We start from the raw sequence: 26,166 nt of genomic DNA, 5'->3' as shown, positions 1-26,166 counted from the left end.
TTGCGAGCGAACGAATCGGCTGGGGAGGATGTGGCACGCATCACCGCCAGCGTGAGCAAGATACTCTCCGTTGGATACGTCTGGACGAACTTTTAGGGGCATTCGAGCCACCAGCAGACTCACTCGATACCCGCATACCTACTCGATCGACTGTTCGAGTCCATACCGGCTGCGAAAAAGTGAAAGTGGACTGACGCGGACGCCACATACTCGACGTACCAGGTCTAAGCCTCGAGTTCGTCGTAGTCGAACTGCTCGCCCATCTCCGAGAGGGTCTCGAGTTCGTCCTGCTCCTCTCGAAGCGTCTCCTCTAAGGTGTCGGCGGCGTCGTCCATCCCGAGCTGATCCGCCATCGGGATGAGATTTCCGTAGACCGAAATCTCGTAGTGTTCGGACTTCTGTCCGGCGGCGATGTTGAACCGGTCGATGGCCTGGTCGCTGGGATCCTTGCCCATGAACTCCTCGTGGGCCTCGATCATCCCCTCGACGACCGGGTCTTCCTCGGCTTCGGCCTCGGCGTCGAGCTGGTCGAACACGTCCTCGATGCGGTCGACGTGAATCTCGGTCTCCTCGCGGTGCTCGGCGAACCCGCTCCGGAGCTCCTCGCTCGAGGAGGTCTCCTCGAGTTCCTCGAGCGCGTCGAGGAGTCGCTGTTCGGTGTAGTACGCGTGCTTGAGTCCGGTTACGAAGAGGTCTTCGGTTGAATCGATGCTCATGTCTCCGTTCGACGGGACGGCGCTGATTTCGATAAGCGTCGGGCTTGCGCTGGGCAGGCACGCACTCGGGACGCCGTTCGAGCGTGACGAAGACGGCTTCGCCGGACGAAAGTGCCCGTTCCCGACCGTCGATACCCGTACCGATATTCGCGTACTCGATCAGGGCAGCACCCGTTGCGAGCGGTCCGCCAACGATCGTACGAAGCGTCGGAGGGCGGTTGTCGACGCCCTCGGATGGGAACTCAATCGTCAGTAACCTCCCGACTGACGAATCGAGAGTGGATCTACGTCGTGAACGTGAGGATGTGCCCGTCCGGGTCCCGAACGACGACCCGCTCGTCGCCCACGTAATCGACGGCCCGAACGCGATCCGAGACCGCCTCGAGCGCCGCCGTCGGCTCGCTGGTCTCGAATCCCAGATCGACGTGGACGCCGCCGCGGGCGTCGGCGATTCCGAGGTGTGGCTCCCAGAGCTCCAGCGCCATCGGGCCGTTCATCCGAATTCGCTTGCGGTTCGCACCGGTATCGACCGTCTCGAAGCCGAGATCGGCGTAGAACGACTCGGCGCGCTCGAGACTCTCGACCTCGAGGACGACCTCGAAGATGCCGTCGATCCCCGGCCCGGCGACGTCCTGTTGGCCGAGTTCGACGCAGTTGCCGTCGGGATCGTAGAGATACAGCGAACTGGCCGGACCGAACTGAGCCTCCTCGAGGTCGTACTCCTCGCTCAGGCGATCCCACCAGTCGTCGTACTCTGCTTCAGGGATCGAGAACGCGTAGTGGGTGTGGAGCCCGCCGCGAGGGACGCCGTCGGGGCGTCGGAAGACGAGATCGGTCTCGCCCGCCTCGAACGCGATCTCGCCGTCGTCGCGCTCGAGCGGGGTCAGATCCAGCGTCTCCTCGTAGAACGACCGCGCCCGGTCGAGATACTTGGCCTCGAGTGCGAGCCAGGAGAGCCCAGTGAGCATAGCTGAACGTACTTTCGGGAGGGGCATAGAGGCGTCGCCGGCAGCTCCGGGAGATCCCCTTCCGCGACACCCACGTTTATGCCCGAAACGGCCGTAGCAGTTGGACATGACTGTTCGCGCCGACGAGGAAGCAACCGATTTCGCGGAGTGCAACCGCTTCGACGGCGGCGTCAGCTGGATCGCCCACCCCGACGAGGCGATGCAGCGAGCGAGCCACGTCCTCGAGGTCGACGGCGAGGCCTGGATTATCGACCCCGTCGACGCGGCGGGAATCGACGACCTGTTCGCCGAGTTCGGTGACGTCGCCGGCGTCGTCGTTCTGCTCGACCGGCACAAACGCGACGCGGCCGAGATCGCGAACCGGCACAACGTCCCGGTCTACCTGCCGCGAATCTTCGAGGGCGTCACCGAGGAGATCGACGCCCCCGTCGCCCGCTTTACGGACGAGGTCTCCGACACCGGTCTCGAGGCCCACACCGTCGTCGACAGCCGTTTCTGGCGGGAAGTCGCGCTCTACGATCGCGAGAACGGCACGCTCGTCGTCCCCGAATCGCTCGGGACGGTCGACCACTTCGTCGCCGGCGACGAACGCCTCGGCGTCCACCCGATGCGTCGGCTCGTTCCACCGCAGGATGCTCTCGGCGGCTTCTCGCCCGAGCGCATTCTCGTGGGCCACGGTGCCGGGGTCACGACCGACGCTACGGGCGCACTCGAGGAGGCGCTCGAGAACTCCCGCCGGGGGACGCCGCGGCTCGTCGCCGGGATGCTCCGAAAGTTCGCTCCGGTGTAGTCGACACCTGCGGGGGATACAGCTAATTACGCTCCGCGCGTACCATCGGTGTGGTCTACATCACGCGCGCCCTCGTCGACGTCCTGCTCGACCTGGCCAGCGACGCCGATCCGGATCGCGTGGCGACCGGCGTCTCGATCACGCCCGCGGGCGAACTCGAGGGCGCGTCCGGACTCGCACCCGAGACGCCGGTCTTTACGGACTTCTTCCTCCCCGATCCCGGCAACGCCGTCAACGCCGTCTTCGGCGTCGACCTCTCGACGCCCGCCCGACAAGCGCAGGGACACTTCGTCTCCCACCCGGTCCGAGAACTCGAGGTGACCAAACGGGACGACCTCGCGGAGGTCATCTTCGTCGCCGTCCCGCCGTGGGAACTCGACGACCGGACGTTCGCCGCCTTCGACCGCCGCGGCGAGCGACGGCCGCTCGAGGTCATCGACGCTCGCCCGCCGGACCAGTCGCTGCCGAGCTAAGTCGCCGCGAAGCGAGCCGCTGTGGAGTGGCTCTCGGAAAAACGGGATGTTCGGGGCGACCGCGACGGTGAGAGCTGAGCGAGTCGGTACCGGTCAGCCGCTGGACGCCGACGGTCCGTCGCCGATTATCCGGTCGATGATGCCGCCGCGGTTCGACTTTCGTCCATCCTCATCGTCGTTCGATTTCGATGGGAAGTCGGGGATGTGTGGCATGGGTTTCGACCTCCGGGCGGAACTAGCCGGCTCGAGTCTGATAAGCGGCCGGTCCGTCGGCGGAGTGAAACGACCAGCGGCGACGAACGTCGGCTACTCGAGGTAGCCCAGTCCGCGAAGCTGTTCGGTGATCTCCTCGAACTCGGCCTCGGTGAGTTCCCCTCGCTTCTGGTGCTGGATGACGATACTGCGAAGCAGGAATCGCGTGAGGTCGCTCGTGCTCTGGAAGCTGGTGCCTTCGATCGTGTCCTCGACGCGCTCGGCGAGATCCTTCGGGATCGACACCGTGGTGTACTCGGTCATACACGATACTCCGTCGCCGGCGTCAAATGCGTGTCGACAGTCGGCAGAGAGCGCAGCGGAACCCCCGTCTTCTCCACAGGGTACGCCGCCAGTCTTCGTAGCGGTTTTGCTATCGGACTCCCTACGGGTCGGTATGGGAGTTCGGCCACCATCGGGCGGAGACGACGACGAACCGGAGAGTGTCGAGTTCGGAATCGCCGCGGTCGACGCACGGCTCAGACGGTCTGACCTCTCGTTTCCGGCGACAAGAGACGATGTCGCGGCTGAACTCGGCCACGAACAGGTCCCCTACGACGTCCACGGGAACACCGTCGCGCTGGGTGAGATGCTCGACGAAATCCCCACGGCGGAGTTTCGCTCGCGCCAGGAGCTACTCAACCAACTTCACGAACCGTTCGAGGAGTACCGTCGAAACAACTCCGGTGGGGTCTTCCAGCAAGTCCGTTCGATGCTTCCGTTCTAATCCCGGCCGCCGCTACTCGTCGTCTCGTTCGTCTCGCTCTCGAGAGTTCCGCGTGATCTGCTCGAGACGACGGCGCTGCTCGCGGTGGAGCGTGACGAGCATGTCCGACAGAACGCCGAACATGAGCAGCTGCACGCCGAGCAAGATCGCGGCCGCCGAAACCATCGCCAGGATCTCGTGGCCGATGCCGTACTGCACCCACTGCCAGAGGACGTACGATGCGACGACGCCGCCGGAGAGGATACCGGCGACACCGAGGCTCCCGAAGTAAAAGAGCGGGTTGTTCGTCTTCGCGAGCGAGTACAGCGCGAGGACGATCGTCCCGCCGTCTTTCAGCGGGTGGAGGTTCGTCTCCGACTCCTCGGGCCGAGCGGCGTAACTGACCGGGACGACCGTCGTCTCGATCCCGTGTTTGACGCACTCGACCGCGAGCTCCGTCTCGATCGTAAAGCCGTCCGAATCGAGTCCGAGTCGCTCGAACGAGTCGACGGTGAACGCGCGGTACCCCGAGAGGATGTCGTCGTAGTCGGCCCCGTGGATAAACCGGAACGACTTGTTAATCAGCCGGTTGCCGAAGCCGTTCAGCGCCTTCATCGCGTCGTCGTCCATCTCCGCGAAGCGGTTGCCGATGACGTGATCGTAGCCCCGCGAGAGTGGTTCGAGCATCCGATCTGCGTCAGCCGGATCGTACGTTCCGTCGCCGTCGAGCATCAACACGTAGGGAACGTTGACGTACTCGAGCGCCTCGCGGACGGCCTGTCCCTTCCCGCTACCGGACTGGACGAGGACGTGAGCGCCGCGGTCGCGGGCGATCTCGCGCGTCTCGTCGCTCGAGTCGCCGTCGACGACGAAGACGTTCGTGTACCCCTCCTCGTAGAAACCGTCGATGACGTCGCCGATCGTGGCCGCCTCGTTCAGCGTCGGAATGAGGACGCAGACCTCGTCGGCAGTGATCTCGCGCGTTTCGCGACTCATGGCGATGACCTCTCCGTCGCCGACGGTGATTTTCGAGTCCGCGCGAACCGCGTCATTGTCCATCGAGAGGCACTCTCCCCCGTGACCGCAAAAAATTACTGATCGACCAGTGATGCGTTTATCAGCGACGTCCCGTCGCAGCGCCCCCACCCGAGACGTCTGCCATCATCTCGTCGGTAGACTACCAGGTGAGGCCGTCGTAGACCTCGAGATCTTCCTCGTCGACCTCGATCCGACGGCCGTCGACTACCACTCGCCGGGCCATCCCGTCGAACGCGAGGTCGTCGAACTCCGGCCAGTCCGTCGCGACGACCGCGCCGTCGGCCCCCTCGAGCGCCGCGGTCGCGGAATCGGCGTACTCGACCTCGAGATTCGGGTGTTCCTCGCGCACGTTCTCGACCGCGACCGGATCGTAGGCGACGGGGCGCGCGCCGCGCGCTTCGAGGTACTCGAGGACGTCTAACGCGCGGGACTTCCGGATGTCGTCCGTGCCGGGCTTGAAGGAGAGCCCGAGCACCGCGATTCGAGCGCCCTCGAGCGGGACGTGGGTCTCGAGCAGGTCGACGAGCCGACGGGGCTGGGCGTCGTTGACCGCGACGACGGCGTCGAGCAGCGCGGGGTCGTAGCCCTGATCGCGCGCGCCGGCCCGCAAGGCGTCGACGTCCTTCGGGAAACAGGAGCCGCCCCAGCCCAGCCCCGAGCGCATGAACCGCTCGGAGATGCGGTCGTCGAGCCCGACCGCCTCGAGCACCTCGTAGGCGTCCGCGCCGTACTCCTTCGCGATGTTGCCCAGTTCGTTCACCAGCGAGACCTTCGACGCGAGGAAGGCGTTGTTGGCGTACTTGATGAGTTCGGCTTCCCGGATGTCGGTCTCGACGAGGTCGGTCGCCTCGCCCTCCAGAATCGGCTCGTAAAGCTCACGGAGCGTCGCGGCGGCTCCTTCGCTCGTCGACCCGACGACGACCTTGTCCGGTTCGAGGAAGTCGGAGACGGCGGTCCCCATCCGCAGGAACTCGGGGTTCATCGCCAGTTCGAGGCCGCTCCCGATCCGTTTGCCGGACTCCTCCTCGAGGATCGGTCCGACAACGTTCTCCGTGGTTCCGGGCAGAACGGTGCTCTTGACGACCACGAGGTGGTCGCCGTCCTTCTCGGCGAGCGCCCGACCGAGGGATTCCGAACCGGCCTGCATGATCGCCAGGTCGAGGCTTCCGTCGTCGGCTTGCGGCGTCGGCAGACAGAGGAGGGTGACGTCGGTGGCCCGAATTTCGGCGTAGTCGGTCGTGGCCCGGAGGTTCGTGCCCGCGTGTTCGGCGATGCGCTCTGCGAGGCCCGACTCGTGGATCGGAGCCTCGCCCGCGTTGATCGTCTCGACGATCGCCTCGTCGATTTCGACGTTGACCACGTCGTGGCCGAGATCCGCGAGGCAGGCGGCGACGGTCGTCCCGACGTAGCCGCTGCCGACGATAGAAACGTGCATGCTGTAAGCGATGTACGGCCGTCGTTAGATGTTTTTGGGTTCGGGTACCGACCGACGGCGAGCGGCCATCAGTTCGTTTTCGCCGTGTGAGCGCACCGACCCCGCTCGGGTGTACTGGAACTGATCAGACTTGCACTCGGCGCTGTTGAACGCCTCTCACAGTGACTGGCGGTAGGAGGCTTGCTGAATACAAGGGACATCGCTCGCAGGAAGTTGAACCCCGACCGAAACGGCACAATCGGTCAGGAACGGCATTCACGCCTCATCGTCGCTCGCTGCAGGGAGCGTAAACGAAAAGGTCGCGCCCTCGCCCGGTTCGGACTCGACCCAGATCTCGCCACCGTGGCGCTCGACGATGCGCTTACAGAGCGCGAGACCGATCCCCGTTCCCGAGTGCTCGTCTTGGGCGTGCAGGCTCTGAAATATTTCGAAGACACGCCCGCTGTCGTCCGGGTCGATGCCGATCCCCTCGTCGGCCACTGAGACGAGAACCTCGGAACCGCTCCGCACAGCCGAAACAGCTACCTGTGGCGGGTCGTCGCTGTACTCGATCGCGTTCGAAAGCAGGTTCTGGAATACTTGACGTAACTGCCCCGGATCCCCCTCGACACGAGGCAGCGACTCGGCCGTAATTTCGGCATCGTTCTCTTCGATTTTCATCTCGAGGTCTCGGCGAACATCCCCGAGAACGGCGTCCAGATCGGTCGGCTCGAAGGGATCACCGCGCCGTTCGACCCGCGAATACTCGAGCAACCCCTTGATCATGTCGTGCATCCGGTCGGCACCGTCGACGGCGAACTCGATGAACTCCTCGCCGTCCTCGTCGAGCTCGTCGGCGTAGCGGGATTCGATCAGCCGGAGGTAGCTCGTGACCATCCGCAGGGGCTCTTGCAGGTCGTGTGAGGCCGCGTAGGCGAACTGTTCGAGGCGCTCGTTAGAGACCTCGAGTCGCCGCTCGAACCGCTTGCGTTCGGTGATATCGGCCAGCGCGCCGGGGAACGACACTGGCCGCCCGTCATCGTCGTACTCGACGTGCCCGCGCGCAACGACCCAGCGGAGTTCGTCGTCGGCGTCCCACACGCGGTACTCTTCTTCGTACTCCTCCCCCGATTCGATGGCGTCCTGGATACTCCGTCTGACCCGCTCGCGGTCGTCGTCGTGGATGGCCGAGATGAACTGATCGAGCGAGACGCCCTCCGTGGCCGCGTCGGGATCGATCCCGTACTTTGTGGCGAACGACGCACTGGTAACCATCTGGTCATCGGGAATGTGCCACTCCCACGTCCCGACAGCGCCGGCTTCGGCCGCCGCCTCCAGTCGCTCTTTTGCATCCTCGAGATAGCGCTCGCGTTCGACCCGCTCGGTCACGTCGTTCGCCGCTCCTAACCATCGAGTGATGTCGCCGTTCTCGTCCACGAGTGGTGTGGCACGCGAGACGACCCAGGCTACCGTGTCGTCTTCGCGAACGACTCGGTGTTCCAGCTCGAAGCTACTTTTCGTACGAATAGCTTCGTCGATGGCGTTCTGAACCCGCGGCTGGTCTTCGGGAGGGACGTGTTGTTCGACCCACGACGGCCCGTGCTCGTCGGTGTCGGGGAGGAAATCCGTCCCCTCTAAACTGTGCAGCTCGCTCCAGTCCGCGTTCGTACTGAACACCGCGTCCGACGTGGTGGTGACCAACGCGCGAAAGCGTTCTTCGCTCTCGCGCAGCTGTTCGTACGCCTCTCGTTTTGCCTCTTGGAGCAACTCCTGTCCGCGCAGTACGATGTCCGATGCGACCTGTGAATCATCAGATTCGAGCTGTGAATCCGCTGTCTCTGAATCCTGCAGCAGTTCCTGCTCGCCCGCTGCCTGGAGTTCCTGGACGATCGGTGTGATATCCTCGACGCTGTGGACGATATAGTCGAGTTCGCCAGTCGTGTCAAACACTGGCGAATTGACCGGACTCCACCAGCGTTCCTCGAACTCGTTGCTATCGGACTCGCGATCAGGGATCGGATAGTGCGTCACCGGCATGGTGTCTGCGTCTCCGGTCTCCGCGACTCTATCGAGCGATTCACGCAGGTTTCCGGCACCCTCGGCCGGATCGTCGGGATTGTTCGGAAAGATCTCGAACAGTGTCTTCCCCATGATCTCCGTCCGATCCGTCATCGTCGCGTCCAGATATGCATCGCTCACAGCCACGATTTCGTAGTCCTCGGGCTGTACGATGAGATAGTTTCCGGGGACGTTCTCGAACAGTCGGCGAAACGTCGCTTCGGTGGCTTCCGTTTTCGACTGTTTGCGTTCGCCACTGTCGCGAACGAGTCCGACTGTTCCATGCACGGAATCACCCGAGTTGAGCACGTTCACCCGCACTTCACAACGAATCTGTTCCCCCTCGGCGGTCTCCATAGTGAGCTCGAGTAACCCGCTTTCGTCGCCGGCGTTCGCTCTGAGACGGTCGATCTCGCGTTCGATCGTCGCACTGTCGTCGCCGAAGAGCACGGACACGTGCTCGCCGAACAGTTCCTCGCGCGTGTACCCGGTTATCTCGAGGATGGCGTCGTTGAACGAGACGAGGCGCTCGTCGGCGTCGAGTCGATAGATCCCGTCGTCGATCGTATCGAGGAGGGTGCGATAGTGCTGGAGAGCCTCGGTGTCATCCGTTTCTCCCCAGAACGCCGTTTCAGAAGCCCCGGCCCGTTCGCTCATATACACGTTGAGGCCATCGGCTCGGATAAATTCCTTGCTTAGACCGCTCCCTGTATTGTTCGGCGTCTCCCAGTTACTGGCTAGATTGAGTGACGCGTGAGAGACAGGGCGCGAGAGCGGCACGAACTCTGGCTTGATTTGCGAAGGTGTCGATCGCTTGGCATCGCAACGCAATTCACCTCCCACGAGACGACCGGTCGACGGCGTGCCGCGGTCACTCGAGCGCGCGGCGTAAATCGCTCACGGCGTCCTCGTGGGCCGCGTGGGCGCGGTCGAGATTCACCGGCTCCGAGATCATGCCGAAGAAGCCGTGGACCATGTCGTCGTAGTTGCGATAGGTGACGGGAACGCCGGCGTCCTCGAGTCGCTTCGCGTAGGCCGCCCCGTCGTCCCGTAGGGGATCGAATCCGGCGGTCAACACCGTCGCAGGCGGGAGCCCGGAGAGATCGTTTGCGAGTCGCGGCCACGCGTAGATGTTGCCGTCGTCGATCTCCCGCTCGAGGTACTGCTCGCGGAACCAGGACATGTCGTCGGCCGTGAGGGCGTAGCCCTCCGCGTTCTCCTCGTAGGAATTCGTCTCGGCCGCGTCGCCCGTCCCCGGATAGACGAGCAGTTGGTACGCGACCTCGGGGCCGCCGCGGTCCCGCGAGAGCAGCGCCGTCGCCGCCGCCAGGTTCCCGCCCGCGCTGTCGCCCGCGAGCACGATCCGGTCCGAGTCGGCCTCGAGGGCGGGTGCGGCGTCTACAGCCCATTCGAGGGCGGCGTAACAGTCCTCGAGACCCGCGGGGAAGGGATGTTCGGGCGCGAGCCGATAGTCGACGCTGACGACGGGATACCCCGAGTCGTTGGCGAGCTTTCGACACGTATTGTCGTGGGTCTCGATGCTCCCGATCACCCAGCCGCCGCCGTGGAAGTACAACAACAGCGGTCGATCGCCCTCCGCGCCGGCGTCGTCGCTCGATCCGTCCGCCGTCCCGGGTTCGTAGATCCGAATCGGAATCTCCCCGTTCGGGCCGTCGATCGTCCGGTCCTCGACGGACTCGAGATCGACCACCGGATCGCCCCCGAGTACCCGCTGGTCGAATATTCGGCGCGCCTCCTCGGCCGAGACCTCGTCGAACGACGGCGTCTCGAGGGAGTTGTACATCTCGAGGAAGGTCTTGACGTCGGGGTGCGGTTCCGGTGCGCGAGATGCTGTCATGACTCGTTACACTCACTGAAGGGGACAAAAAGCTTCGTCCCCGGGAGGACGGCTGACGGCGACGGACTGGCCGCCTCGTGTCGCTGTCACTGGATTGATTTCGCGCCGATCCCCCGCACTCGCCACCGCGACGTTCCACACCGCTTATTTCGGTTCGGTGCACCCCTTCGAGCAATGACGAACCAGGCACTCATCGACGCCCTGCGCGAGGCGGAGGCCGTCAAGTTCGGCGAGTTCGAACTCTCCCACGGCGGCACCAGCGAGTACTACGTCGACAAGTACCTCTTCGAAACCGATCCCGACTGCCTCGAGACCATCGCCGAGGCCTTCGCCGAGCGCGTGGACGCCGACGACAAACTCGGCGGCGTCGCCCTCGGTGGCGTCCCACTCGCGGCCGCTACCAGCGTCGCGGCCGGGGTTCCCTACGTCATCGCGCGCAAGCAGCGCAAGGAGTACGGCACCGGGAACCTGATCGAGGGGCGACTCGCAGAGGGCGAGGAGGTCGTGGTGCTCGAGGACATCGTCACCACGGGCACGAGCCTGGTCGACGCCATCGAGGCGCTTCGCGAAGCGGGGGCGACCGTCAACCGCGCGCTGGTCGTCGTCGACCGCGAGGAGGGCGGCCGCGAGAACGTCGAGGACGCCGGCGTCGAGATGGAGTCGCTCGTGACCGCGAGCGACCTGCTGGCCGATCGGGACTAAACGGAATCCCGGAACACGATAGTTACTGCCCGTACGACTCGAACTTCTCGAGCACCGTCTCCAACTGCTCGTCCGAAAGCGTCCGCGGCTCGAGACCCGCCGCTTTCGTCTGCAGGTACAGCCGCGCGAGACTCTCGACGTGGTGGGTGTTCTCGAGGGCGGTCTCCAGATCGGGTGCGGTAACGACCAGCCCGTGGTTCTCGATAAACGACGCGGTCGCGTCGGCTTCGTCCATCGCCGTCACGATGTTCTCGGCGAGCGCGTCGGTGCCGTAGGGGGCGTACTCGGCGACCGGCACCCGCTTGCCCACGGCGACGATCATGTAGTGGATCGGGGGCAGGGGCTCGTGGGCGACCGCCATCGCCGTCGACCACGGCGAGTGGGTGTGGACGATCGCGCCGACGTCCTCGCGCCGGTAGATCGCGGCGTGCATCGGCACCTCGCTGCTGGGGGCCATCTCTCCGTCGCGGTGCTCGCCGTCGACGCCGACGACCGGCGTGTCCTCGACGCCGAAACTGTCGTAGGGAACGCCCGTCGGCGTGACGGCGAAGGCGTCGCCGGAGTTCCCGTCGCGAACGCTCAGATTGCCCGTCCGGCCGGGCGTCAACGCGGCGAGATCCGGCGCGTGCTCGACCACCTGTCGTCGCTGGCTCTCGAGAATCACAGTACAACCTCCGTTAGGTCCCCGAATGCATCTATCCTGTGGTCGGGCGCCCGGTGACCCTCGAGCGGGTCGTCGTCCTCGTCGATATCTGCGTTGAACAACACGGTCTCCAAGCCGACGGCGTTGGCACCCACGATGTCCGCCTCGACGTTGTCGCCGACCATCACCGCTTGCGACGGAAAACACTCGAGGCGCGCCAGAGGCAGCGAAAACATGACCGACCCCGGCTTCTCCTGTCCCGTCTCCTCGGAGGTCAGCAACAAGTCGATGTGTTCTTCGAGTTCCAGCGCCGCGAGTTTCTTGAGTTGCACGCGCGTCGTGAGATTCGTGACGATAGCGACGTCGATTCCGCGCTCGCGGAGGGTCTCGAGGGTCGCCTCGACGCCGTCGAAGAGCTCCATCGCCTCGATGTACGCCTCCCAGTAGGCCTCGCCCAGCGCGAGCGCGTCGGCCGGTTTTGGTCGGCCCGCGTGCTGCTCGAGGGCCTGTTTGAAGTACAGAAAGCGCTCGTGAGACGCTGCCGTCCCGGAAATCTCGCGTTTGACGGCACGACGCCCCGTCTGGTAGAACGCCTCGAACGAGTCGCGGTCGAACTCGTAGCCCAGTTCGCGAGCGGTCTCGAGGGCGGCCTCCTTCCCCGCCTCGTTGCACGGCGAGTAGGGGTAGAACGTGTCGTCGAAGTCGAAGAGCACGGCGTCGACGGTCATACCTCGATATCACGGGGCAGCGAAAAACGAGTATCGGTCCGGTCGAGTAGCTGAGACGCGGGTCGAGCGATTCCGACCCGGGAGCTCCCGAAACGCCGGACTCGAGTGCCATCCCGGGACGTGGTGGCCGATTGGTTTATTACGTGCGGATTCCTGACACCAGCCGTGAAATTTATCTCGGCCGAGCATGACTCGGACGCGGCAGGTGTCGACGCCGAGTTGGAAGTGTGGGAGCGGCTCAAGCAGTGTTTCACGCCGGACGATATCGGGGTCTGTTACTACCGCTATCCGATCGTCGACCAGCAGAACGACGACCTGGATCGGGAGGCCGATTTCGTTCTTTTACACCGTCGGTGCGGGCTCTCGATTATCGAATGCAAGGGGTACCGGATCGAACACATCGAGTCGATCGACGGCGCTCGATGGTCCCTGCGCGGAACCGCCCAGGACCACGCGGCGCCGTACTCGCAGGCGCGCGACCACGGGTTCCGAATCCGATCGCCGATGATGCGCGAGCCGACGCTGGTCGACGAACGCGGCAACTGCCACATCGCCGTGACGCCGATCGTCGCCCTCCCGAACATCACCCGCGAGGAGTGGGAGAGCCGCGGGTTCGACGATCACCCGTCTTCGCCTCGAGTGATCCTGAAAGACGATCTCACGGCCGCGTCCCTCCGGGGTGTCTTCGCGTCGTTACCCGGCGACACCGAGTTGACGACGGAACAGTACGCCGACGCCCGCGCGGTACTGGGCGGCGGACAGGCGATCAGTAGCGACCGCGGACCCGTGCTCTCCGCGGGGGACACGAAAGCCGGACTGTACGAAACCGTCCAGAAGGGGCTGAAACGGTTCGACGAACGCCAGGAGGAGATCGGCGTCCAGATTCCCGACGGTCCACAGCAGATCCGCGGAATCGCCGGCTCGGGAAAAACGGCACTTCTCGCGCGCAAGGCGGCCGCGATGCACGCCAAACACCCCGACTGGCGGATCGCACTCACCTTCAACACGCGAAGTCTCTATCAGACGATTCGGGACTCGGTCAGGCGGTTCTACGCCGATTTCGGCGGCGACGAACCCGACTGGGAACGACTCGAGGTGCTCCACGGCTGGGGTGGCAAGAGCGAACACGGGATGTACTACAAGATCGCTCAGGACGCGGGACGGACGCCACACCACGTCGGCTCCGCCAAAGACGAGTTCGACAAGAGCAGTCCGGGCGAGTTACTCGAGGCCTGCTGTCAGCAACTCGTCGACGACGAGCCGATCCAGGAGCGCTACGATGCGATCCTCATCGACGAGGCACAGGACATGGAGCCGGCGTTCTACGAGATGTGCTACGAGGCGCTGAAGCCGCCGAAGCGGCTCATCTGGGCCTACGACGAGGCACAGAACCTCACGAGCCTATCCGCGCCGAGCCCGAAACACATCTTCGGAACGGACGACGAGGGAGAGCCAGCAGTCGATCTCAGCGGGTCCTACCACGGTGGTATTCAGAAGAGCCAGATCATGCGTAAATCGTACCGGACCCCGCGGTCCGTACTGCTCCTCGCCCACGTCTTCGGAATGGGACTCACGAGCGACCGCGGCGCCGTCCAAGCAATTACGACGCAGGACGGCTGGGAAGACATCGGCTACGAAGTGCTCGAGGGCGACTTCCGCCGGAACGGCGAACCCGTCTCCATCCGCCGCCCGGCGGAGCACTCGCCACACCCGCTCGCAGACACGCCCGAGGCAAAGCCGTTCGTCGGATTCGATTCCTTCGACGAGAAGGACGACGAGCTGACCACCGTCGCCGACGCGATCACGTCGGACGTACAGGATCACGGCCTAAATCCGGAAAACGTGCTCGCAGTGCCGCTCGGATCGATCGGCGAAGTCCGATCGATCGGGCAGCGACTCGGCGACCTGCTCGCAGAACGGTCCGTCGACGGAAACCTCGTCTGGAAGGGAAACAAGAGCGTCTTCGCACAACAAGGCGAGGTGACGATTTCCGGGATCAACCGCGCGAAGGGGAACGAAGCGGCGTCGGTCTACCTGCTGAACCTCGAGTACCTCGACGACCCCTACTGGCACGACAACCGCGTCAGTCCGCGAAACGAAGCGTTCGTCGGCCTGACCCGGACGCGCGCGTGGTGTCGGATGACGGGAACCGGTGAGGACAGCGGCGTGTTCGCCGAACTCGAGCGACTCGTCGAGACGGTTACGGACGACGACCCGGTGCTGACGTTCCCCGCGCCGGATCCGACCGAACTCGAGAACGAGATCGGCAGCGACGAGACGATCGCCACGACGTTCGATCAGTTCTGACGGATCGGTACACCATCAGAAGGCTTTTATCCTACTCGAGACAATTCGAGTTCACGATGGTAGGTGTCCGCTTTACAGGGGCTTCCGCCCGCTTCTAACCCACACCTACCGCTCGCTGTGTCGCCTCGAACGCACAGCCGAGCGGCATACGCGGACGCCCGACCGAACTTCTGTGTGAAGTTCACTAACCAGCCACAGCGCCACCCATGTCAGAATCAGATTCCCAGTCAGAGGAACGAATCGTAGTTGTACTGCCAGACGGCTCCGAACTCGAGGTCGACGCCGACGCGACGGTCGAGGACTGCGCCTACGAGATCGGTCCCGGTCTCGGCCGCGACACGGTCGCCGGCAAACTCGACGGCGAACTCGTCGCGAAAGAACAGCCAGCCTACGACGGCGCCGAACTCGAGATCATCACGGACCAGTCCGAGGAGTACCTCCGAGTCATGCGCCACTCCGCGTCGCACTGTCTCGCCCAGGCGGTCGAACGCCTGTTCGACGCCGAGGAGGTCAAACTCGCCATCGGTCCGCCGACGGACGACGGCTTCTACTACGACTTCGACAACCTCGACGTCGACGAGGAGGATCTCGCTGCGATCGAGGCCGAAATGGAGGAGATCATCGCCGCGGACTACGAGATCGAGCGCGAGGACGTCTCGATCGAGGAGGCTGAGGAGCGACTCGCCGACGAACCGTACAAACTCGAACTCCTCGAGGAGCTCGCCGAGGAGGGTCAGCAGGTCACCTTCTACAGCCAGGGCGAGTGGGAGGACCTCTGTGCCGGCCCGCACGTCGAATCGACGGGCGAGGTCGGCGCCGTCGAGCTGTTGGAGATCGCCGGCGCCTACTGGCGCGGCGACGAAGAAAACACGATGCAGACGCGGATCTACGGCACGGCCTTCGAGGACGAGAGCGATCTCGAGGCCTACCTCGAGCGCCAGCAGGAAGCCGAAAAGCGCGACCACCGGAAGATCGGCAACGAGATGAACCTGTTCTCGATCCAGGACGTCACCGGCCCCGGACTGCCGCTGTATCACCCGCCGGGGAAGACGGTCCTCAAGGAACTCGAGGACTTCGTCGAGGAGCTCAATCAGGACGCGGGCTACGACTACGTCGAGACGCCCCACGTCTTCAAAACGGATCTCTGGCACCGCTCCGGTCACTACCAGAACTACGCCGACGACATGTTCATCTTCGACGTCGGCGACGACGAGTTCGGCCTGAAGCCCATGAACTGTCCGGGCCACGCCGCCATCTTCCAGGATCAGTCCTGGAGCTACCGCGACCTGCCGATCCGCTACGCGGAAAACGGCAAGGTGTATCGAAAAGAGCAGCGCGGCGAACTCTCCGGCCTGTCGCGAGTCTGGGCCTTCACGATCGACGACGGCCACCTGTTCATCCGCCCCGACCAGATCGAACGCGAGGTCGAGGAGATCATGGACATGATCACGGACGTCTTGGAGACGTTCGACCTCGACTACGAGATGGCGCTGGCGACGCGTCCCGAGAAGTCCGTCGGCAGCGACGAAATCTGGGAGCAGGCGGAAGAACAGCTCGAGAACGTCCTCGAGAAGCGAAATCTCGACTACGAACTCGAGGAGGGCGACGGCGCCTTCTACGGGCCGAAGATCGACTTCGCGTTTGAGGACGCCATCGGCCGGTCGTGGGACGGCCCGACGGTCCAACTGGACTTCAACATGCCCGACCGGTTCGACCTGAGCTACGTGGGCGAAGACAACGAAGAGCACGAGCCGGTGATGATTCACCGGGCACTGTACGGCAGCTACGAGCGGTTCTTCATGATGCTCATCGAGCACTACGAGGGTCGGTTCCCGCTGTGGCTCGCCCCCGAGCAGGTCCGCGTCCTGCCGATTTCGGACGACAACCTCGGCTACGCCCACCGCGTCGCCAACGAGTTCGACGACTTCCGCGTCGAGGTCGACGGCCGCGATTCCACGTTAGAGCGCAAGATCCGCGCGGCCCACGACGACCGCGTCCCCTACCAGATCATCGTCGGCGACAACGAGGAAGACGACGGCAACATCTCGGTCCGTGACCGCTTCGAGGATCAGGAGTACGACGTCGAGATCGAGGAGTTCCGGAACCACCTCGAGGCCGAACGCGACGAGCAGCGGACCGAACCGGACTTCCTGCAGGACTGAAACCGTTCCCCCGATTTTGGTGGTTTCCCGCGTACTCGAACAGCCGTCGTCCGTTCCGACGACTGGACGCCGATCGTCTCCGGACGAACCCACGTCTGTGCTGATCTCGAGCGCTGATTTCGATCGAAATAGCCATAGTTGCGGAATCGTGCATATCTGTATGAACAGAGCCGAGAAGGCCGCCCTCCAGCTGCGGGCCGTCGACGTGTTGCGGATGTTGAAAGAGACGCGGACCTACGACGAGCTCGCCGAGACCACGGAGCTTCCGGCGGGCGACCTCAACCGATACGTCAACGGCCACGTCCTTCCCGGAACCGAACGCGCACGCGAGGTCGTCGAGGACCTCGGCCGAGAGGCGCTCGGACAGGAACTCGAGGCCCGCATCCGGGTCGACGACGAGGGCTACGTCGACAACAGTTCGGCCGTCTTCGACCAGCCGTTTCTCGACCTCGTCGCGCCCGTCGTCGCCAACGGCTTCGAGTTCGATCGCCCCGACGTAGTGTTGACCGCCGCGACCGACGGGATTACGCTCGCCGCGTCACTCGCAAGCTACTACGGGACCCGCTGTGCCTACGCGAAAAAGCGCAAGGAGACCGCCGTCGAGGAGTTCATCGAGGCGCGCGAACGGCTCCAGTCGGGGATCGAACTCACCTACTACCTCCCCGAGTCCGCCATCGAGGAGGGCGAGTCGGTGCTCGTCGTCGACGACCTCATTCGCTCGGGCGAAACGCAGGAACTCCTCCTCGACATCGTCGAAACCGCCGACGCCGACGTCGCCGGCGTCTTCGCGCTGATCGCCGCGGGCGAGGACGGCATCGAGCGCGCTCGAGGCCGGACCGACGCGCCGATCGGTGCGCTGACGACCGTTTGATCGCTCCCGCTTGCCGGCGTATCAGCCGCCTCGAAATCGCTGCTCCCGGTTTTGTATCGCGTTCGATCAGGTCGACCGTCTCGCGAGCACGTATAGGTGTGAGCGACTTTCGAATCGTGACTTTCGTCGTCGCCTGAACGGGCAGTAGTCCACCGATTCGAGCCAACCAGTGGGATTTCGCCTCGAGCAAGTGCGTAGACGACCGAATCGAATATGGCCCTTCCAGAGTGGTCCCAATCGCACGACTGCCACCGTGTGAACTGTTGCCACATTATTAATCATTAGGTTTATGGTGGTCGCCGTATTCGGTGGAGGTACGAACATGACGAAGACAGTCATCCTCGGCGTGATCGGGTCCGATGCCCACGTTGTCGGGATCACCATCCTGGAACAAGCGTTTGAGGCGGCCGGATTCGACGTCGTCAACCTCGGAGTGCAGACCTCCCAAGACGAGTTCGTCGACGCCGCAACCGCCCACGACGCCGAGGCTGTACTCGTCTCCTCGCTCTACGGTCACGCCGAGCAGGACTGTGAGGGGCTCCACCAGGAGATGCTGGACGCGGATCTCGAGGACGTCACGACCTACATCGGCGGCAACCTCGCCGTCGGACAGGACGACTTCGACGAGACGCGTAAGCTGTTCCGCGAGATGGGCTTCGACCGCGTCTTCGACTCCAAGACCGATCCGGAGGACGCTATCGAAGCGCTCCGGGCCGACTTGGACGTTCGCCCGTCGGAAACCGAGCGGGAGAGCCAGACCGTCTCCGCGTAGTCGAGTCCTCCGACTACCGACGCATTTTTTCGCTGCAAGCCCGGAGCGGCGGTGCTCCCGGTTCCGATCAGTTACTCCTGACGAGTCGCGTCGATCTCGTCGAACAGTGCCTTCACACGCCCACGTATGTCCTCCCGAATCTCGTGGATCGTCTCGAGGTTCTCGCCGTGGGGATCGGGCAGATCCCAGTCGCGGACGTCCGTCTCGGCCTCGAGTTCGAGCGTCGAACAGCCCATCGTCGCGACGTAGTCACAGGACTCGAGCGTCTCGTCGGAGATGTGCTGTGGCTCCCGTTCGGAGAGATCGATCCCTTCCTCGGCCATCGCTTCGCGGACGATATCGTGGACCGCGTCCGCGGGATGCGTGCCGCCGGAGTGGATCACGACCGCGTCGGTGAGTTTCCGTGCCTCGCGCTCGCGTTCGGCGTACGCGGTCGCCATCTGGCTTCGGCCGGCGTTCTGGACGCAGACGAACGCAACGTGGGTGTCGTCGTCGGTCATACACGGAACCAGTTGCTGGGGCGCCCTAATCGTTCGTATGTGCGCTCCTGTGAGAACAATATGCACAGGTAACACTCACGAGACGCTGTCGGGCCAACTCGTCGCCGCGTGACTGCAGTCACCGAACGATCGTCACCGGAACGGACGACCGGCGGGCAACCTTCTCGGCGACGCTGCCGAGCAGGATGCGGCTCGCGCCCGTCCGTCCGTGGCTGCCGATGGCGATGTGGTCGGCGTCGTTGTCGTCCGCGTACTCGACGATCGACCGCGAGATGCCGCCGACGATGTGGTCCGTCTCGATCTCGACACCGTGTTCGGCTCCCACCTCGCGCGCGTGTTTTAGAATTTCCTCCGCCCGGGTCTCGTGGGCGTCCTGAATCTCCTCGTAGTTGGCCATCGCACCGCCTTCGATCCCCGTCGCGGCGTAGAAGTCGCCCGGATCGAGGACGTGCAGCGCCGTGATTCGAGCGCCGGGATACTCTTTGCAGGCGAACTCGAGCGCCTGTACCGATCGATCCGAGTCGTCGACGGGAACGAGCACGTGGTCTACCATACGTCGACCTACACCGTCCTCCGAAATAAGCTTCGGGCCGGAGGAGGGCTGGAACTCGACGTCTACTGCGAGGCGACCCGTTCGATCGCCGCCCGAATTCGCGCCTCGTCGGGTCGGTACGCCTCCTCGCGACCGAACAGCGGGACCGGAACGTCGTAGCCCGCGACGCGTTCGATCGGCGCCTCGAGATGCCAGACCGCTTCGTCCGAGATGCGGGCCGCGATTTCGGCGCCGAAGCCGCCCGTCCGCGGCGCTTCGTGGACGACGACGCAGCGACCCGTCTTCCGGACCGACTCGAGGACCGTCTCGGCGTCCATCGGGCTAATCGATCGCAGGTCGATCACGTCGGCCGACACCTCGCTCGCGTCGACGGCTCCCTCGACCTCGCGGACCATCGCGCCCCAAGTGACGACGGTGACGTCGGTTCCCTCCGCGACGACCCGTGCCTCGCCGAGCGGGACGGTGTGCTCCTCGGGAACCGGCCGCCGGGCCGCCCGATACAGCGGCATGGGCTCGAGAAAGAGCACCGGGTCGGGGTTTCGAATCGCCGACCGGAGCAAGCCGGCCGCGTCCCCCGCGGTGGCGGGAATCACGACCTTCAGTCCCGGCACGTGGGCGTAGCCGGCCTCGTAGCTCTCGGAGTGGTGCTCGAGGGCTTTCACGCCCAGGCCGTAGGGCGCCCGGATCACCATCGGACAGGTGAGTTTTCCGCGGGAGCGGCTCCGAAGCCGCGAGACGTGTTGGTGGATCTGGGAGAACGCCTGGAAGCTGAAGCCGGCGAACTGGATCTCCGCGACCGGTCGGTAGCCGGCCACTGAGAGGCCGACGCCGAGGCCGACGATACCCGCTTCTGCGACCGGGGCGTCGTGGACTCGTCCCGGAAACGTATCGAGCAGGCCCTGCGTCGCCCGAAAGACGCCGCCGTCGACCCCGACGTCCTGCCCGTAGACGAGGACGTCGTCGTCTCGTTCCAGCTCCGCGCCCAGCGTCTTGCGGATCGCCTCGACCATATTCAACCGCTCGGCGTCCTCGGTGACACCCGACTCGGCCGCCGCCGAACCGCCGTCGCCGCGCCGGCTCCCGTCTGCGGGGGCGACCTCGCGCCCCGAATCGTCCAGAAAGGCGTCGCGCTGGCGCTCGAGGTACTCAGGTGGATCGCCGTAGGCCGTCTCGAACATGTCCGCGGGATCGGCGTTCGCGGCGGTTTCCCGGGCCGCCTCGAGGTCGGTCTCGAGAACCTCCTCGATGTCACTCTCGATCTCCGTGACGGTCTCGTCGTCGAGGATCCCGCGCTCGCGGAGGTAGCCCTCGAATCGCAGGATGGGGTCCAAGGGCTCCCACTCCTCCTCTTCCTCGACGGTCCGGTAGACTGAAGGGTCGTCCGCGGTGGTGTGCATCTCCCGGCGATACGTCGTCGCCTCGATCAGCGTCGGAACGCCGCGTCGAGCGCGCTCGATCGCCTCTTGCGTGACCAGATAGACGCCGAGGATGTCGTTGCCGTCGACCTGAATCGGCTCGATACCCGCGGCGACGGCCTTCTGGGCGAGAGTCGCGGCCCGCGTCTGTTTGGACAGCGGCGTCGATATCGCGTACTGGTTGTTCTGGCAGAAGAAGATCGTCTGGGCCTCGTAGACCCCCGCTAAGTTCATCGCTTCGTACACCTCGCCCTCGCTGGTCGCCCCGTCACCGAAGTAGGTGAGCGCGACGGTGTCGCTGCCGTTCATCGCCTCGGCCCAACCGATTCCGGCCGCGTGGAGCGGCTGAGTACCCACCGCAATCGATGGCGGCATGATCGGCACCTCGTCGGGCGGTTCGCCGCCCTCTTCGAGCCCCATCGCGTACTCGAAGATACCCTGTGCGGACAGCCCGCGGGCGAGCGCCGAGGGGTGTTCGCGGAACGCGGGGACCGTCCAGTCGTCGTCCGAAAGCGCCGCGGTGCTCCCCACCTGAGCGGCTTCCTGCCCCGTCGACGGCGCGTACGTCCCCAGCTCGCCCCGCCGCTGAAGGGCGATCACCCGCCGATCGAGTCGGCGGGCGTGTTTCATCGTCCGGTACCACTCGAGCAACCGCTCGTCGTCGATATCCGGCTCCAGAGATTCGTCGACGCGGCCCTCCTGATCGAGTACCTGCACGCGATCGATCGTGAACTCGGCGACCGGTGATCGTGGCATACCCGCCGTACCACGGACGGCTACTTAGTGTCCGTCGCCGCTATCGCGCGGATGAGGCCGGAGCACGGAGCGCCCGTCCGCCGTCTGAGAACCGCACCACGTCTCGCGGCGCAGTCGCTCTCGAGTGCGGACGAGTCGCCAAAAATCGAAGCAGTTGGTGTGAAGCCGACCGCGACCGGCGGAACCGCGTTACTTGCCGCGGCCTTTGCCGCCGTTGTTCGACGGGCGGACCTTCTCGGCGCCCTTGCCGCGGTTGTTGAGACCGCGGTTGGCCTTGCCAGCGTTGGTGAGGCCACGGAACGCGCGGTTCTTGTGTGCGTCGTCGCAGATCCAGTTGAGATCGTCGTCGTTCTGGATGGCGGGGTGTTCGGGATCTACGAGGATCACTTCGAACCACTTCTGCGAGCCGTCTTCCCCGACCCAGTAGCTGTTGAGCACGCGTAGGTTGGGGTACTTGCGGGAGACGCGCTCCTCGCCGATGCGCTGGATGTTCTTGCGCCGCCCGATGCGGTTGACACCCTGGCGCTTGGTTCGGCGACCGGCCGTGAATCGCTCCTTTCGGGCGGTCCCCTTGCGGACCGAGACCCGGGTCACGATGATGCCCTGCTTGGCCTTGTAACCGAGTTCGCGGGCTTTGTCGAGGCGGGTCGGGCGATCGATTCGCTCGATTGCGCCTTCCTTTCGCCATTCCTGTTTTCGCTGCCACTGCAGCTCCCCGAGCTTACCGTCGTCAGGGTCCTTCCATGCGTCCTTGATGTGGGAGTAGAAGCTTTTTGCCATAGCTATCACCGCGGGCGTTTCCTGGTTCAATCCCGACCGGGGCCGATCCCCGCGGATCACATCCCGACCTGTGGTGGCGTCGTCGCCGAACAGGTGCCCGCTGATGCCCGCGACTCAGCGAGTCTACGACAGTCTACCCAACTCTCGAGTATAAGGGCTTCGAACTCCGGGAACGCACTCGCGTGGAAAAGGGGGACCGGGGCGCTCGAGTCGATGGACGGGAGTCGGTGGATGGATAACTCCGCCCGCGCGGGTCGACGCGTCCGCTCAGCGGACTCCGGCGCCAATCGAAGCGACGATGGACATTTTGTATACCGGTATCAGGTTGATGTTGAGAACACGGCCGCTCGAGTACGACGGAACCAAAACCCCACACGCGGCCCCGAGAGCGCCTCTCCGACGGGACCGTCTGGTTTATCTAAATGTGCTAACATAACTATATCTCCTCAGGACGCGTACTATATGCATGGTCTTCAGCATCATCGACGCGATGACTGATGGGTTCGACCGCACCCGCGAGCGGAACGGACTCATCTTCGTCGCCGTATTTGCCGTACTTGCCGTGGTGAACGCCCTCGTCGCGCCCACGAACCTCGGCCCCGCCGCGGAAACCGCACCGGCGATCGGCCTCGTCGACGTTGCGACGGGACTGCTCTCGTTTGCCATCACGATCGCGACGCTGGTCGTCGCGATCGTTGCGCTGCGAACGTTCGCCTCCGACGAACGGGAGAGCATTCCGCGTGAGTTCCAGCGCAGAAATATCGGGCTGGCCACGCTCAACCTCTTCGTCGGGGCGATCGTCTTCGCCCTCGCCGTCGCCGTCGGGAGCATCTTCCTGCTCGTTCCGGGGCTGTTCATCCTCGTCAGCCTCTACTACTGGAGCGTGTTCGTCGCGGTCGAAGACCAGAACTTCGTGCAGGCGTTCCGCAGCAGCTGGGGGCTGACTCGCGGCAGCCGACTCCGACTGTTCGGTCTCGGCGTCGCCGTCGTCTTCCTCGGCCTGCTCGTCAACGCCGCAGTCGGCGTGCCAGCGATATTGGCCGGCGGCGTTGTCGGTACGACCCTCGTTCAGATCGGGGGCGCCGTCGTCACCGTCTACGTTCTCGCCACCACCGCTCGCGCGTACGATCAACTGCACACGCTCGAGGAACCACCGGAAGCCGAGCCGCGACCGGGCGCCGCCGGGACGCCGGCCTGAGAACAGTTCGATCAACCAGAATTCGTTTTTCCCGACTTCCGACGCCGATCAGACGTCTGTCACCGTCTCGAACGACCCGTCGGCGACCGATTCCGCGACGTCGTCGCTCTCGAGTTCGTCGGGCACGTGCTTGGGGTATTTCCGTCGGAAGTAGCCCACGATGTTCGTGAGATCGCGCCGGAGGAACTCGTCTGCGTTCTCGTGATCGGTCGGGACCGCCTGCGGCCAGTCGAAGACTTTCACGCCTTCCTCGCTGACGAAGACGTTGTACTCGCTCATGTCCGCGTGGACGTACCCCTCTTCGTACGCGCGCGCGACCTCGCGAACGAGCAGATCGAGGACCCCGAGCACCTGCGCGTCCTCGAGTTTCGTTCGCGAGAGTTCGACGCCGTCCATCTTCTCCATGACGATGGCGTGGCGGTTCTGACCGATCGGCCGGGGAACCGAGACGTCGGGATACAGCTCCTCTAAGATGTCGTACTCCCGTTCGGCGGCTTTCCGAGCGGTGTACATCCAGGAGACGTGCTCGTTGTCCGAGGTGTAGTCCCGTTCCTTGTGGACCTCCCGGAAGTTCGTGTACCCCTCGCGGTGGTACTTCAGCGCGTGGGGCTTGTAGGATTTGACCTCGTAGACGTCGCTCTCCTTGCCGACGCCCAGCGGCGAGCCGAACTCGCTGATCGTGTCCTGCTCGACGAGCGCTCGCAACGCGAGGATATCGTATCCCTCGAACTGGAGCGTGTAGCCCTCGTACTGGATCGTTTTCTTCTCGACCAACCCTCGTTTGAGACAGCGTTCGAGCCGGTAGTCGACTTCCTCCTCGGTCAGGCTCGAGAACTTCGGGAGTTTCTCCCGCTGAACCCACTCGGAGAAGCGCATTCCCTGCTCGACCCCCGATAGGAGATAGAAGTCTTCGGTCTCGAGTTCCGGAAGTAGTCCGGCGACGTTCCGCACCATAGCGCGTGGTAGCCGGCGTGTACGTAAAAACGTCGTGACGTGCAGGTCACCGGGGGTGACGGACGTGTCGCGGGAAGTAACGTACTCGATCGAGTCCGATTCAGGTGCCACCCGGGTTTGCTACCAGCCACAGTTGTGACCCGTCCAGTGTCGGTTTGACCGGTCCCTGTGGTCGCTAATAAATCAAATAGTGCGATATAGAATCGGTCGATTCGTCTACACGGAACGCGTGACGGCGATCAGTTGCGCGTCGCTCGTCGTTCGAGACGTCGCAATCACTAACTCGATTGCGAGCGACCAAGTGGTATGAGCGATCTCGCCGATCGGGAGTGGCGGCTGATTCGAGACGATCCGCGCGCGGGGGACGTACAGATGGCCGTCGAGGAAGTGGCCGCGCGAACGGCACTCGAGGACGACCTGCGAACTGTCCGCGTCTACTCGTGGGAGCCGAGCACGCTGTCGCTGGGGTACCGCCAAGACCCCGAAACGGTCGATTGGGACTACTGCGAGCGCGAGGGAATCGACGTGACGCGCCGCCAGACCGGCGGCGGTGGGATCTATCACGACCGCTACGCCGACATCTCCTACACGATCATCGCGCCGGCCGACGAGGTGCCCGGGAACCTGATGGACTGCTACGACCTGTTCTGCCAGCCGGTGCTCGAGGGCCTCCAGCGCATGGGTGTCGACGCCGACTTCGCGGGCGCCGAACAGTCGTCGATCTACCAGCCCTCGTGTTACCTCCGAGACATCAACCCGGCCCACGACGTCGTCGCACCGGCGACTGGGGGTGCCGAGGCGAAGAAAATCAGCGGCAACGCCCAGTACCGCCAGCGCGACGTCGTCATCCAGCACGGCTCGATCAGCTACGACCTCGAGCCCGCCCACCACGTCGGCGTCTTCGACACGGACCTCGAGCACGAGACGTTCACCGACCGGGTGACGAGCATCCGTAAGGAAGCCGGCATCGACCGCGAGGAGGCCGTCGACACGCTCGCGTCGGCGCTCGGGGAGTGGTGCGACGCCGACGAATCGGAATGGCAGGCGGGCGAGCTCGAGGCCGCTCGCGACCTCGCCGACCGGAAATTCGGCGCCGACGCCTGGATCCGGAATCGAGAGGTACTCGAGGCGACCGAACGGTGACTCCCGTGGACGGTGCCGTGGCTCCGGATCAGTGATCGATCGGAAAACGGGGGCCGCCTCGAGCCACACCGCGAGACGGTAGGGGATTGGTTCATCGCCAACGAGCGGATCGCGCCTGTTCAGCTCATGATCGCCTTCCAACTCCAGCCGCCGACGATGATCACGATCAGCGCGAGGACGAAGAACACGCCCCACTGCTGACCCTCAGTCTCTGCGATCGGTGCGAAGATGTCGATGACGCCGGTGAACTGCATCGCTGCGAGCATGATCAACAGCAGCGAGAAGATCGAGACGACGGCGATCCCGATCCCGTTACGGGCCATCCACTGCCCTTCCTCCTCGGCTTCCTCCTTGGAGGTCGTGGTCGTCTCCGTTGGCTCTCGGTCCGGTTCAGACATATATCCCTCTT

The 26,166-nt window shown here is 64.4% G+C and carries 25 protein-coding genes; 10 read left to right on the top strand and 15 right to left on the bottom strand.

Annotated elements, in window-relative coordinates:
* Positions 1-224: 224 nt before the first annotated feature.
* Positions 225-716 carry a YciE/YciF ferroxidase family protein gene (locus tag BLT08_RS02270; protein ID WP_090303164.1) on the bottom strand — a complete coding sequence of 164 codons (492 nt, stop codon included), beginning with the start codon at positions 714-716 and terminating at the stop codon, positions 225-227.
* Positions 717-1,000: 284 nt separating this feature from the next.
* Positions 1,001-1,684: a VOC family protein gene (locus BLT08_RS02260; RefSeq protein ID WP_090303162.1), complete on the bottom strand. Its 684-nt coding sequence runs from the start codon at positions 1,682-1,684 to the stop codon at positions 1,001-1,003.
* A 106-nt stretch (positions 1,685-1,790) separates the two neighbouring features.
* Here BLT08_RS02260 and BLT08_RS02255 point away from each other — a divergent pair, with 106 nt between their 5' ends.
* Complete coding sequence (locus BLT08_RS02255; protein ID WP_090303161.1) at positions 1,791-2,474, top strand: hypothetical protein; 684 nt, start codon at positions 1,791-1,793, stop codon at positions 2,472-2,474.
* Between the two features lie 50 nt (positions 2,475-2,524).
* Positions 2,525-2,947 (top strand): JAB/MPN domain protein-containing protein, encoded by a 423-nt coding sequence (locus BLT08_RS02250; protein ID WP_090303160.1) that lies wholly within the window; start codon positions 2,525-2,527, stop codon positions 2,945-2,947.
* Positions 2,948-3,253: 306 nt separating this feature from the next.
* On the opposite strand, the gene BLT08_RS02245 is transcribed toward BLT08_RS02250, so the two are convergent.
* Positions 3,254-3,463, bottom strand: coding sequence for a ribbon-helix-helix domain-containing protein (locus BLT08_RS02245; RefSeq protein ID WP_006090254.1), 210 nt, complete (start codon positions 3,461-3,463; stop codon positions 3,254-3,256).
* A 133-nt stretch (positions 3,464-3,596) separates the two neighbouring features.
* Here BLT08_RS02245 and BLT08_RS02240 point away from each other — a divergent pair, with 133 nt between their 5' ends.
* Positions 3,597-3,926, top strand: coding sequence for a hypothetical protein (locus BLT08_RS02240; protein WP_090303159.1), 330 nt, complete (start codon positions 3,597-3,599; stop codon positions 3,924-3,926).
* Between the two features lie 12 nt (positions 3,927-3,938).
* On the opposite strand, the gene aglJ is transcribed toward BLT08_RS02240, so the two are convergent.
* From aglJ to BLT08_RS02220, 4 genes are all read right to left on the bottom strand, one after another.
* Positions 3,939-4,964: an S-layer glycoprotein N-glycosyltransferase AglJ gene (gene aglJ / locus BLT08_RS02235; protein WP_090303158.1), complete on the bottom strand. Its 1,026-nt coding sequence runs from the start codon at positions 4,962-4,964 to the stop codon at positions 3,939-3,941.
* A gap of 118 nt (positions 4,965-5,082) precedes the next feature.
* Complete coding sequence (gene aglM, locus BLT08_RS02230) at positions 5,083-6,378, bottom strand: UDP-glucose 6-dehydrogenase AglM (protein WP_090303157.1); 1,296 nt, start codon at positions 6,376-6,378, stop codon at positions 5,083-5,085.
* A gap of 255 nt (positions 6,379-6,633) precedes the next feature.
* Positions 6,634-9,072: a PAS domain-containing sensor histidine kinase gene (locus BLT08_RS02225; protein WP_090303156.1), complete on the bottom strand. Its 2,439-nt coding sequence runs from the start codon at positions 9,070-9,072 to the stop codon at positions 6,634-6,636.
* A 214-nt stretch (positions 9,073-9,286) separates the two neighbouring features.
* Positions 9,287-10,273, bottom strand: a complete 987-nt coding sequence (locus BLT08_RS02220; RefSeq protein ID WP_090303155.1) for an alpha/beta hydrolase — start codon at positions 10,271-10,273, stop codon at positions 9,287-9,289.
* A gap of 174 nt (positions 10,274-10,447) precedes the next feature.
* Here BLT08_RS02220 and pyrE point away from each other — a divergent pair, with 174 nt between their 5' ends.
* Positions 10,448-10,975, top strand: a complete 528-nt coding sequence (gene pyrE / locus BLT08_RS02215) for an orotate phosphoribosyltransferase (RefSeq protein ID WP_090303154.1) — start codon at positions 10,448-10,450, stop codon at positions 10,973-10,975.
* Between the two features lie 22 nt (positions 10,976-10,997).
* Here pyrE and BLT08_RS02210 read toward each other — a convergent pair whose 3' ends face one another.
* Together BLT08_RS02210 and BLT08_RS02205 are read right to left on the bottom strand one after the other, a co-directional pair.
* On the bottom strand, positions 10,998-11,639 hold the full coding sequence (locus BLT08_RS02210) for a class II aldolase/adducin family protein (protein WP_090303153.1): 642 nt from the start codon (positions 11,637-11,639) through the stop codon (positions 10,998-11,000).
* Positions 11,636-12,346: an HAD family hydrolase gene (locus BLT08_RS02205; protein ID WP_090303152.1), complete on the bottom strand. Its 711-nt coding sequence runs from the start codon at positions 12,344-12,346 to the stop codon at positions 11,636-11,638. The genes BLT08_RS02210 and BLT08_RS02205 overlap by 4 nt, the downstream gene beginning before the upstream one ends.
* A 165-nt stretch (positions 12,347-12,511) precedes the next feature.
* Here BLT08_RS02205 and BLT08_RS02200 point away from each other — a divergent pair, with 165 nt between their 5' ends.
* The 4 genes from BLT08_RS02200 (at position 12,512) to glmS (ending at position 18,458) form a co-directional block, all read left to right on the top strand.
* Complete coding sequence (locus BLT08_RS02200) at positions 12,512-14,653, top strand: DEAD/DEAH box helicase (RefSeq protein WP_090303151.1); 2,142 nt, start codon at positions 12,512-12,514, stop codon at positions 14,651-14,653.
* Between the two features lie 206 nt (positions 14,654-14,859).
* The gene (gene thrS / locus BLT08_RS02195) at positions 14,860-16,815 is read left to right on the top strand and encodes a threonine--tRNA ligase (protein WP_090303150.1); all 1,956 of its coding nucleotides are present in this window, start codon (positions 14,860-14,862) and stop codon (positions 16,813-16,815) included.
* 160 nt (positions 16,816-16,975) lie between these two features.
* On the top strand, positions 16,976-17,686 hold the full coding sequence (locus BLT08_RS02190; protein ID WP_090303149.1) for a phosphoribosyltransferase family protein: 711 nt from the start codon (positions 16,976-16,978) through the stop codon (positions 17,684-17,686).
* A 322-nt stretch (positions 17,687-18,008) separates the two neighbouring features.
* Positions 18,009-18,458 (top strand): methylaspartate mutase subunit S, encoded by a 450-nt coding sequence (glmS, locus tag BLT08_RS02185; RefSeq protein WP_090303148.1) that lies wholly within the window; start codon positions 18,009-18,011, stop codon positions 18,456-18,458.
* A gap of 71 nt (positions 18,459-18,529) precedes the next feature.
* On the opposite strand, the gene BLT08_RS02180 is transcribed toward glmS, so the two are convergent.
* From BLT08_RS02180 to BLT08_RS02165, 4 genes are all read right to left on the bottom strand, one after another.
* Complete coding sequence (locus BLT08_RS02180) at positions 18,530-18,958, bottom strand: arsenate-mycothiol transferase ArsC (protein WP_090303147.1); 429 nt, start codon at positions 18,956-18,958, stop codon at positions 18,530-18,532.
* Positions 18,959-19,076: 118 nt separating this feature from the next.
* Positions 19,077-19,511 (bottom strand): universal stress protein, encoded by a 435-nt coding sequence (locus BLT08_RS02175; RefSeq protein WP_090303146.1) that lies wholly within the window; start codon positions 19,509-19,511, stop codon positions 19,077-19,079.
* 62 nt (positions 19,512-19,573) lie between these two features.
* Positions 19,574-21,682 (bottom strand): pyruvate dehydrogenase (acetyl-transferring) E1 component subunit alpha, encoded by a 2,109-nt coding sequence (gene pdhA, locus BLT08_RS02170; RefSeq protein WP_090303145.1) that lies wholly within the window; start codon positions 21,680-21,682, stop codon positions 19,574-19,576.
* A gap of 189 nt (positions 21,683-21,871) precedes the next feature.
* Complete coding sequence (locus tag BLT08_RS02165) at positions 21,872-22,462, bottom strand: 50S ribosomal protein L15e (protein WP_090303144.1); 591 nt, start codon at positions 22,460-22,462, stop codon at positions 21,872-21,874.
* A gap of 466 nt (positions 22,463-22,928) precedes the next feature.
* Between BLT08_RS02165 and BLT08_RS02160 the strand changes: the two genes are divergently transcribed.
* Entirely contained in the window at positions 22,929-23,660 is a 732-nt protein-coding gene (locus BLT08_RS02160; RefSeq protein ID WP_090303143.1) for a DUF7847 domain-containing protein, read from the top strand.
* 48 nt (positions 23,661-23,708) lie between these two features.
* Here BLT08_RS02160 and BLT08_RS02155 read toward each other — a convergent pair whose 3' ends face one another.
* Positions 23,709-24,614: a serine/threonine-protein kinase RIO2 gene (locus tag BLT08_RS02155; RefSeq protein WP_090303142.1), complete on the bottom strand. Its 906-nt coding sequence runs from the start codon at positions 24,612-24,614 to the stop codon at positions 23,709-23,711.
* 306 nt (positions 24,615-24,920) lie between these two features.
* On the opposite strand from BLT08_RS02155, the gene BLT08_RS02150 reads away from it, so the two are divergent.
* Positions 24,921-25,757: a lipoate--protein ligase family protein gene (locus tag BLT08_RS02150; protein WP_090303141.1), complete on the top strand. Its 837-nt coding sequence runs from the start codon at positions 24,921-24,923 to the stop codon at positions 25,755-25,757.
* Between the two features lie 119 nt (positions 25,758-25,876).
* On the opposite strand, the gene BLT08_RS02145 is transcribed toward BLT08_RS02150, so the two are convergent.
* Positions 25,877-26,155, bottom strand: coding sequence for a hypothetical protein (locus tag BLT08_RS02145; RefSeq protein WP_090303140.1), 279 nt, complete (start codon positions 26,153-26,155; stop codon positions 25,877-25,879).
* Positions 26,156-26,166 lie beyond the last annotated feature (11 nt).

The organism is Natronorubrum texcoconense (assembly GCF_900100335.1).
Classification (GTDB): domain Archaea; phylum Halobacteriota; class Halobacteria; order Halobacteriales; family Natrialbaceae; genus Natronorubrum; species Natronorubrum texcoconense.
Note: the sequence above shows the minus strand (reverse complement) of the source record. Positions and strands in the feature narration are given on the sequence as shown.

Excerpts from the sequence above, each read along its gene's own strand:
- pdhA (WP_090303145.1), bottom strand. The coding sequence starts at position 21,682 with ATGCCACGATCACCGGTCGCCGAGTTCACGATCGATCGCGTGCAGGTA.
- BLT08_RS02220 (WP_090303155.1), bottom strand. The coding sequence starts at position 10,273 with ATGACAGCATCTCGCGCACCGGAACCGCACCCCGACGTCAAGACCTTC.
- BLT08_RS02255 (WP_090303161.1), top strand. The coding sequence starts at position 1,791 with ATGACTGTTCGCGCCGACGAGGAAGCAACCGATTTCGCGGAGTGCAAC.
- BLT08_RS02165 (WP_090303144.1), bottom strand. The coding sequence starts at position 22,462 with ATGGCAAAAAGCTTCTACTCCCACATCAAGGACGCATGGAAGGACCCT.
- BLT08_RS02245 (WP_006090254.1), bottom strand. The coding sequence starts at position 3,463 with ATGACCGAGTACACCACGGTGTCGATCCCGAAGGATCTCGCCGAGCGC.
- BLT08_RS02145 (WP_090303140.1), bottom strand. The coding sequence starts at position 26,155 with ATGTCTGAACCGGACCGAGAGCCAACGGAGACGACCACGACCTCCAAG.
- aglJ (WP_090303158.1), bottom strand. The coding sequence starts at position 4,964 with ATGGACAATGACGCGGTTCGCGCGGACTCGAAAATCACCGTCGGCGAC.
- BLT08_RS02150 (WP_090303141.1), top strand. The coding sequence starts at position 24,921 with ATGAGCGATCTCGCCGATCGGGAGTGGCGGCTGATTCGAGACGATCCG.
- BLT08_RS02180 (WP_090303147.1), bottom strand. The coding sequence starts at position 18,958 with ATGACCGACGACGACACCCACGTTGCGTTCGTCTGCGTCCAGAACGCC.
- BLT08_RS02155 (WP_090303142.1), bottom strand. The coding sequence starts at position 24,614 with ATGGTGCGGAACGTCGCCGGACTACTTCCGGAACTCGAGACCGAAGAC.
- BLT08_RS02240 (WP_090303159.1), top strand. The coding sequence starts at position 3,597 with ATGGGAGTTCGGCCACCATCGGGCGGAGACGACGACGAACCGGAGAGT.
- BLT08_RS02270 (WP_090303164.1), bottom strand. The coding sequence starts at position 716 with ATGAGCATCGATTCAACCGAAGACCTCTTCGTAACCGGACTCAAGCAC.
- aglM (WP_090303157.1), bottom strand. The coding sequence starts at position 6,378 with ATGCACGTTTCTATCGTCGGCAGCGGCTACGTCGGGACGACCGTCGCC.
- BLT08_RS02160 (WP_090303143.1), top strand. The coding sequence starts at position 22,929 with ATGGTCTTCAGCATCATCGACGCGATGACTGATGGGTTCGACCGCACC.
- BLT08_RS02225 (WP_090303156.1), bottom strand. The coding sequence starts at position 9,072 with ATGAGCGAACGGGCCGGGGCTTCTGAAACGGCGTTCTGGGGAGAAACG.
- BLT08_RS02175 (WP_090303146.1), bottom strand. The coding sequence starts at position 19,511 with ATGGTAGACCACGTGCTCGTTCCCGTCGACGACTCGGATCGATCGGTA.
- BLT08_RS02260 (WP_090303162.1), bottom strand. The coding sequence starts at position 1,684 with ATGCTCACTGGGCTCTCCTGGCTCGCACTCGAGGCCAAGTATCTCGAC.
- pyrE (WP_090303154.1), top strand. The coding sequence starts at position 10,448 with ATGACGAACCAGGCACTCATCGACGCCCTGCGCGAGGCGGAGGCCGTC.
- thrS (WP_090303150.1), top strand. The coding sequence starts at position 14,860 with ATGTCAGAATCAGATTCCCAGTCAGAGGAACGAATCGTAGTTGTACTG.
- BLT08_RS02205 (WP_090303152.1), bottom strand. The coding sequence starts at position 12,346 with ATGACCGTCGACGCCGTGCTCTTCGACTTCGACGACACGTTCTACCCC.
- BLT08_RS02190 (WP_090303149.1), top strand. The coding sequence starts at position 16,976 with ATGAACAGAGCCGAGAAGGCCGCCCTCCAGCTGCGGGCCGTCGACGTG.
- glmS (WP_090303148.1), top strand. The coding sequence starts at position 18,009 with ATGACGAAGACAGTCATCCTCGGCGTGATCGGGTCCGATGCCCACGTT.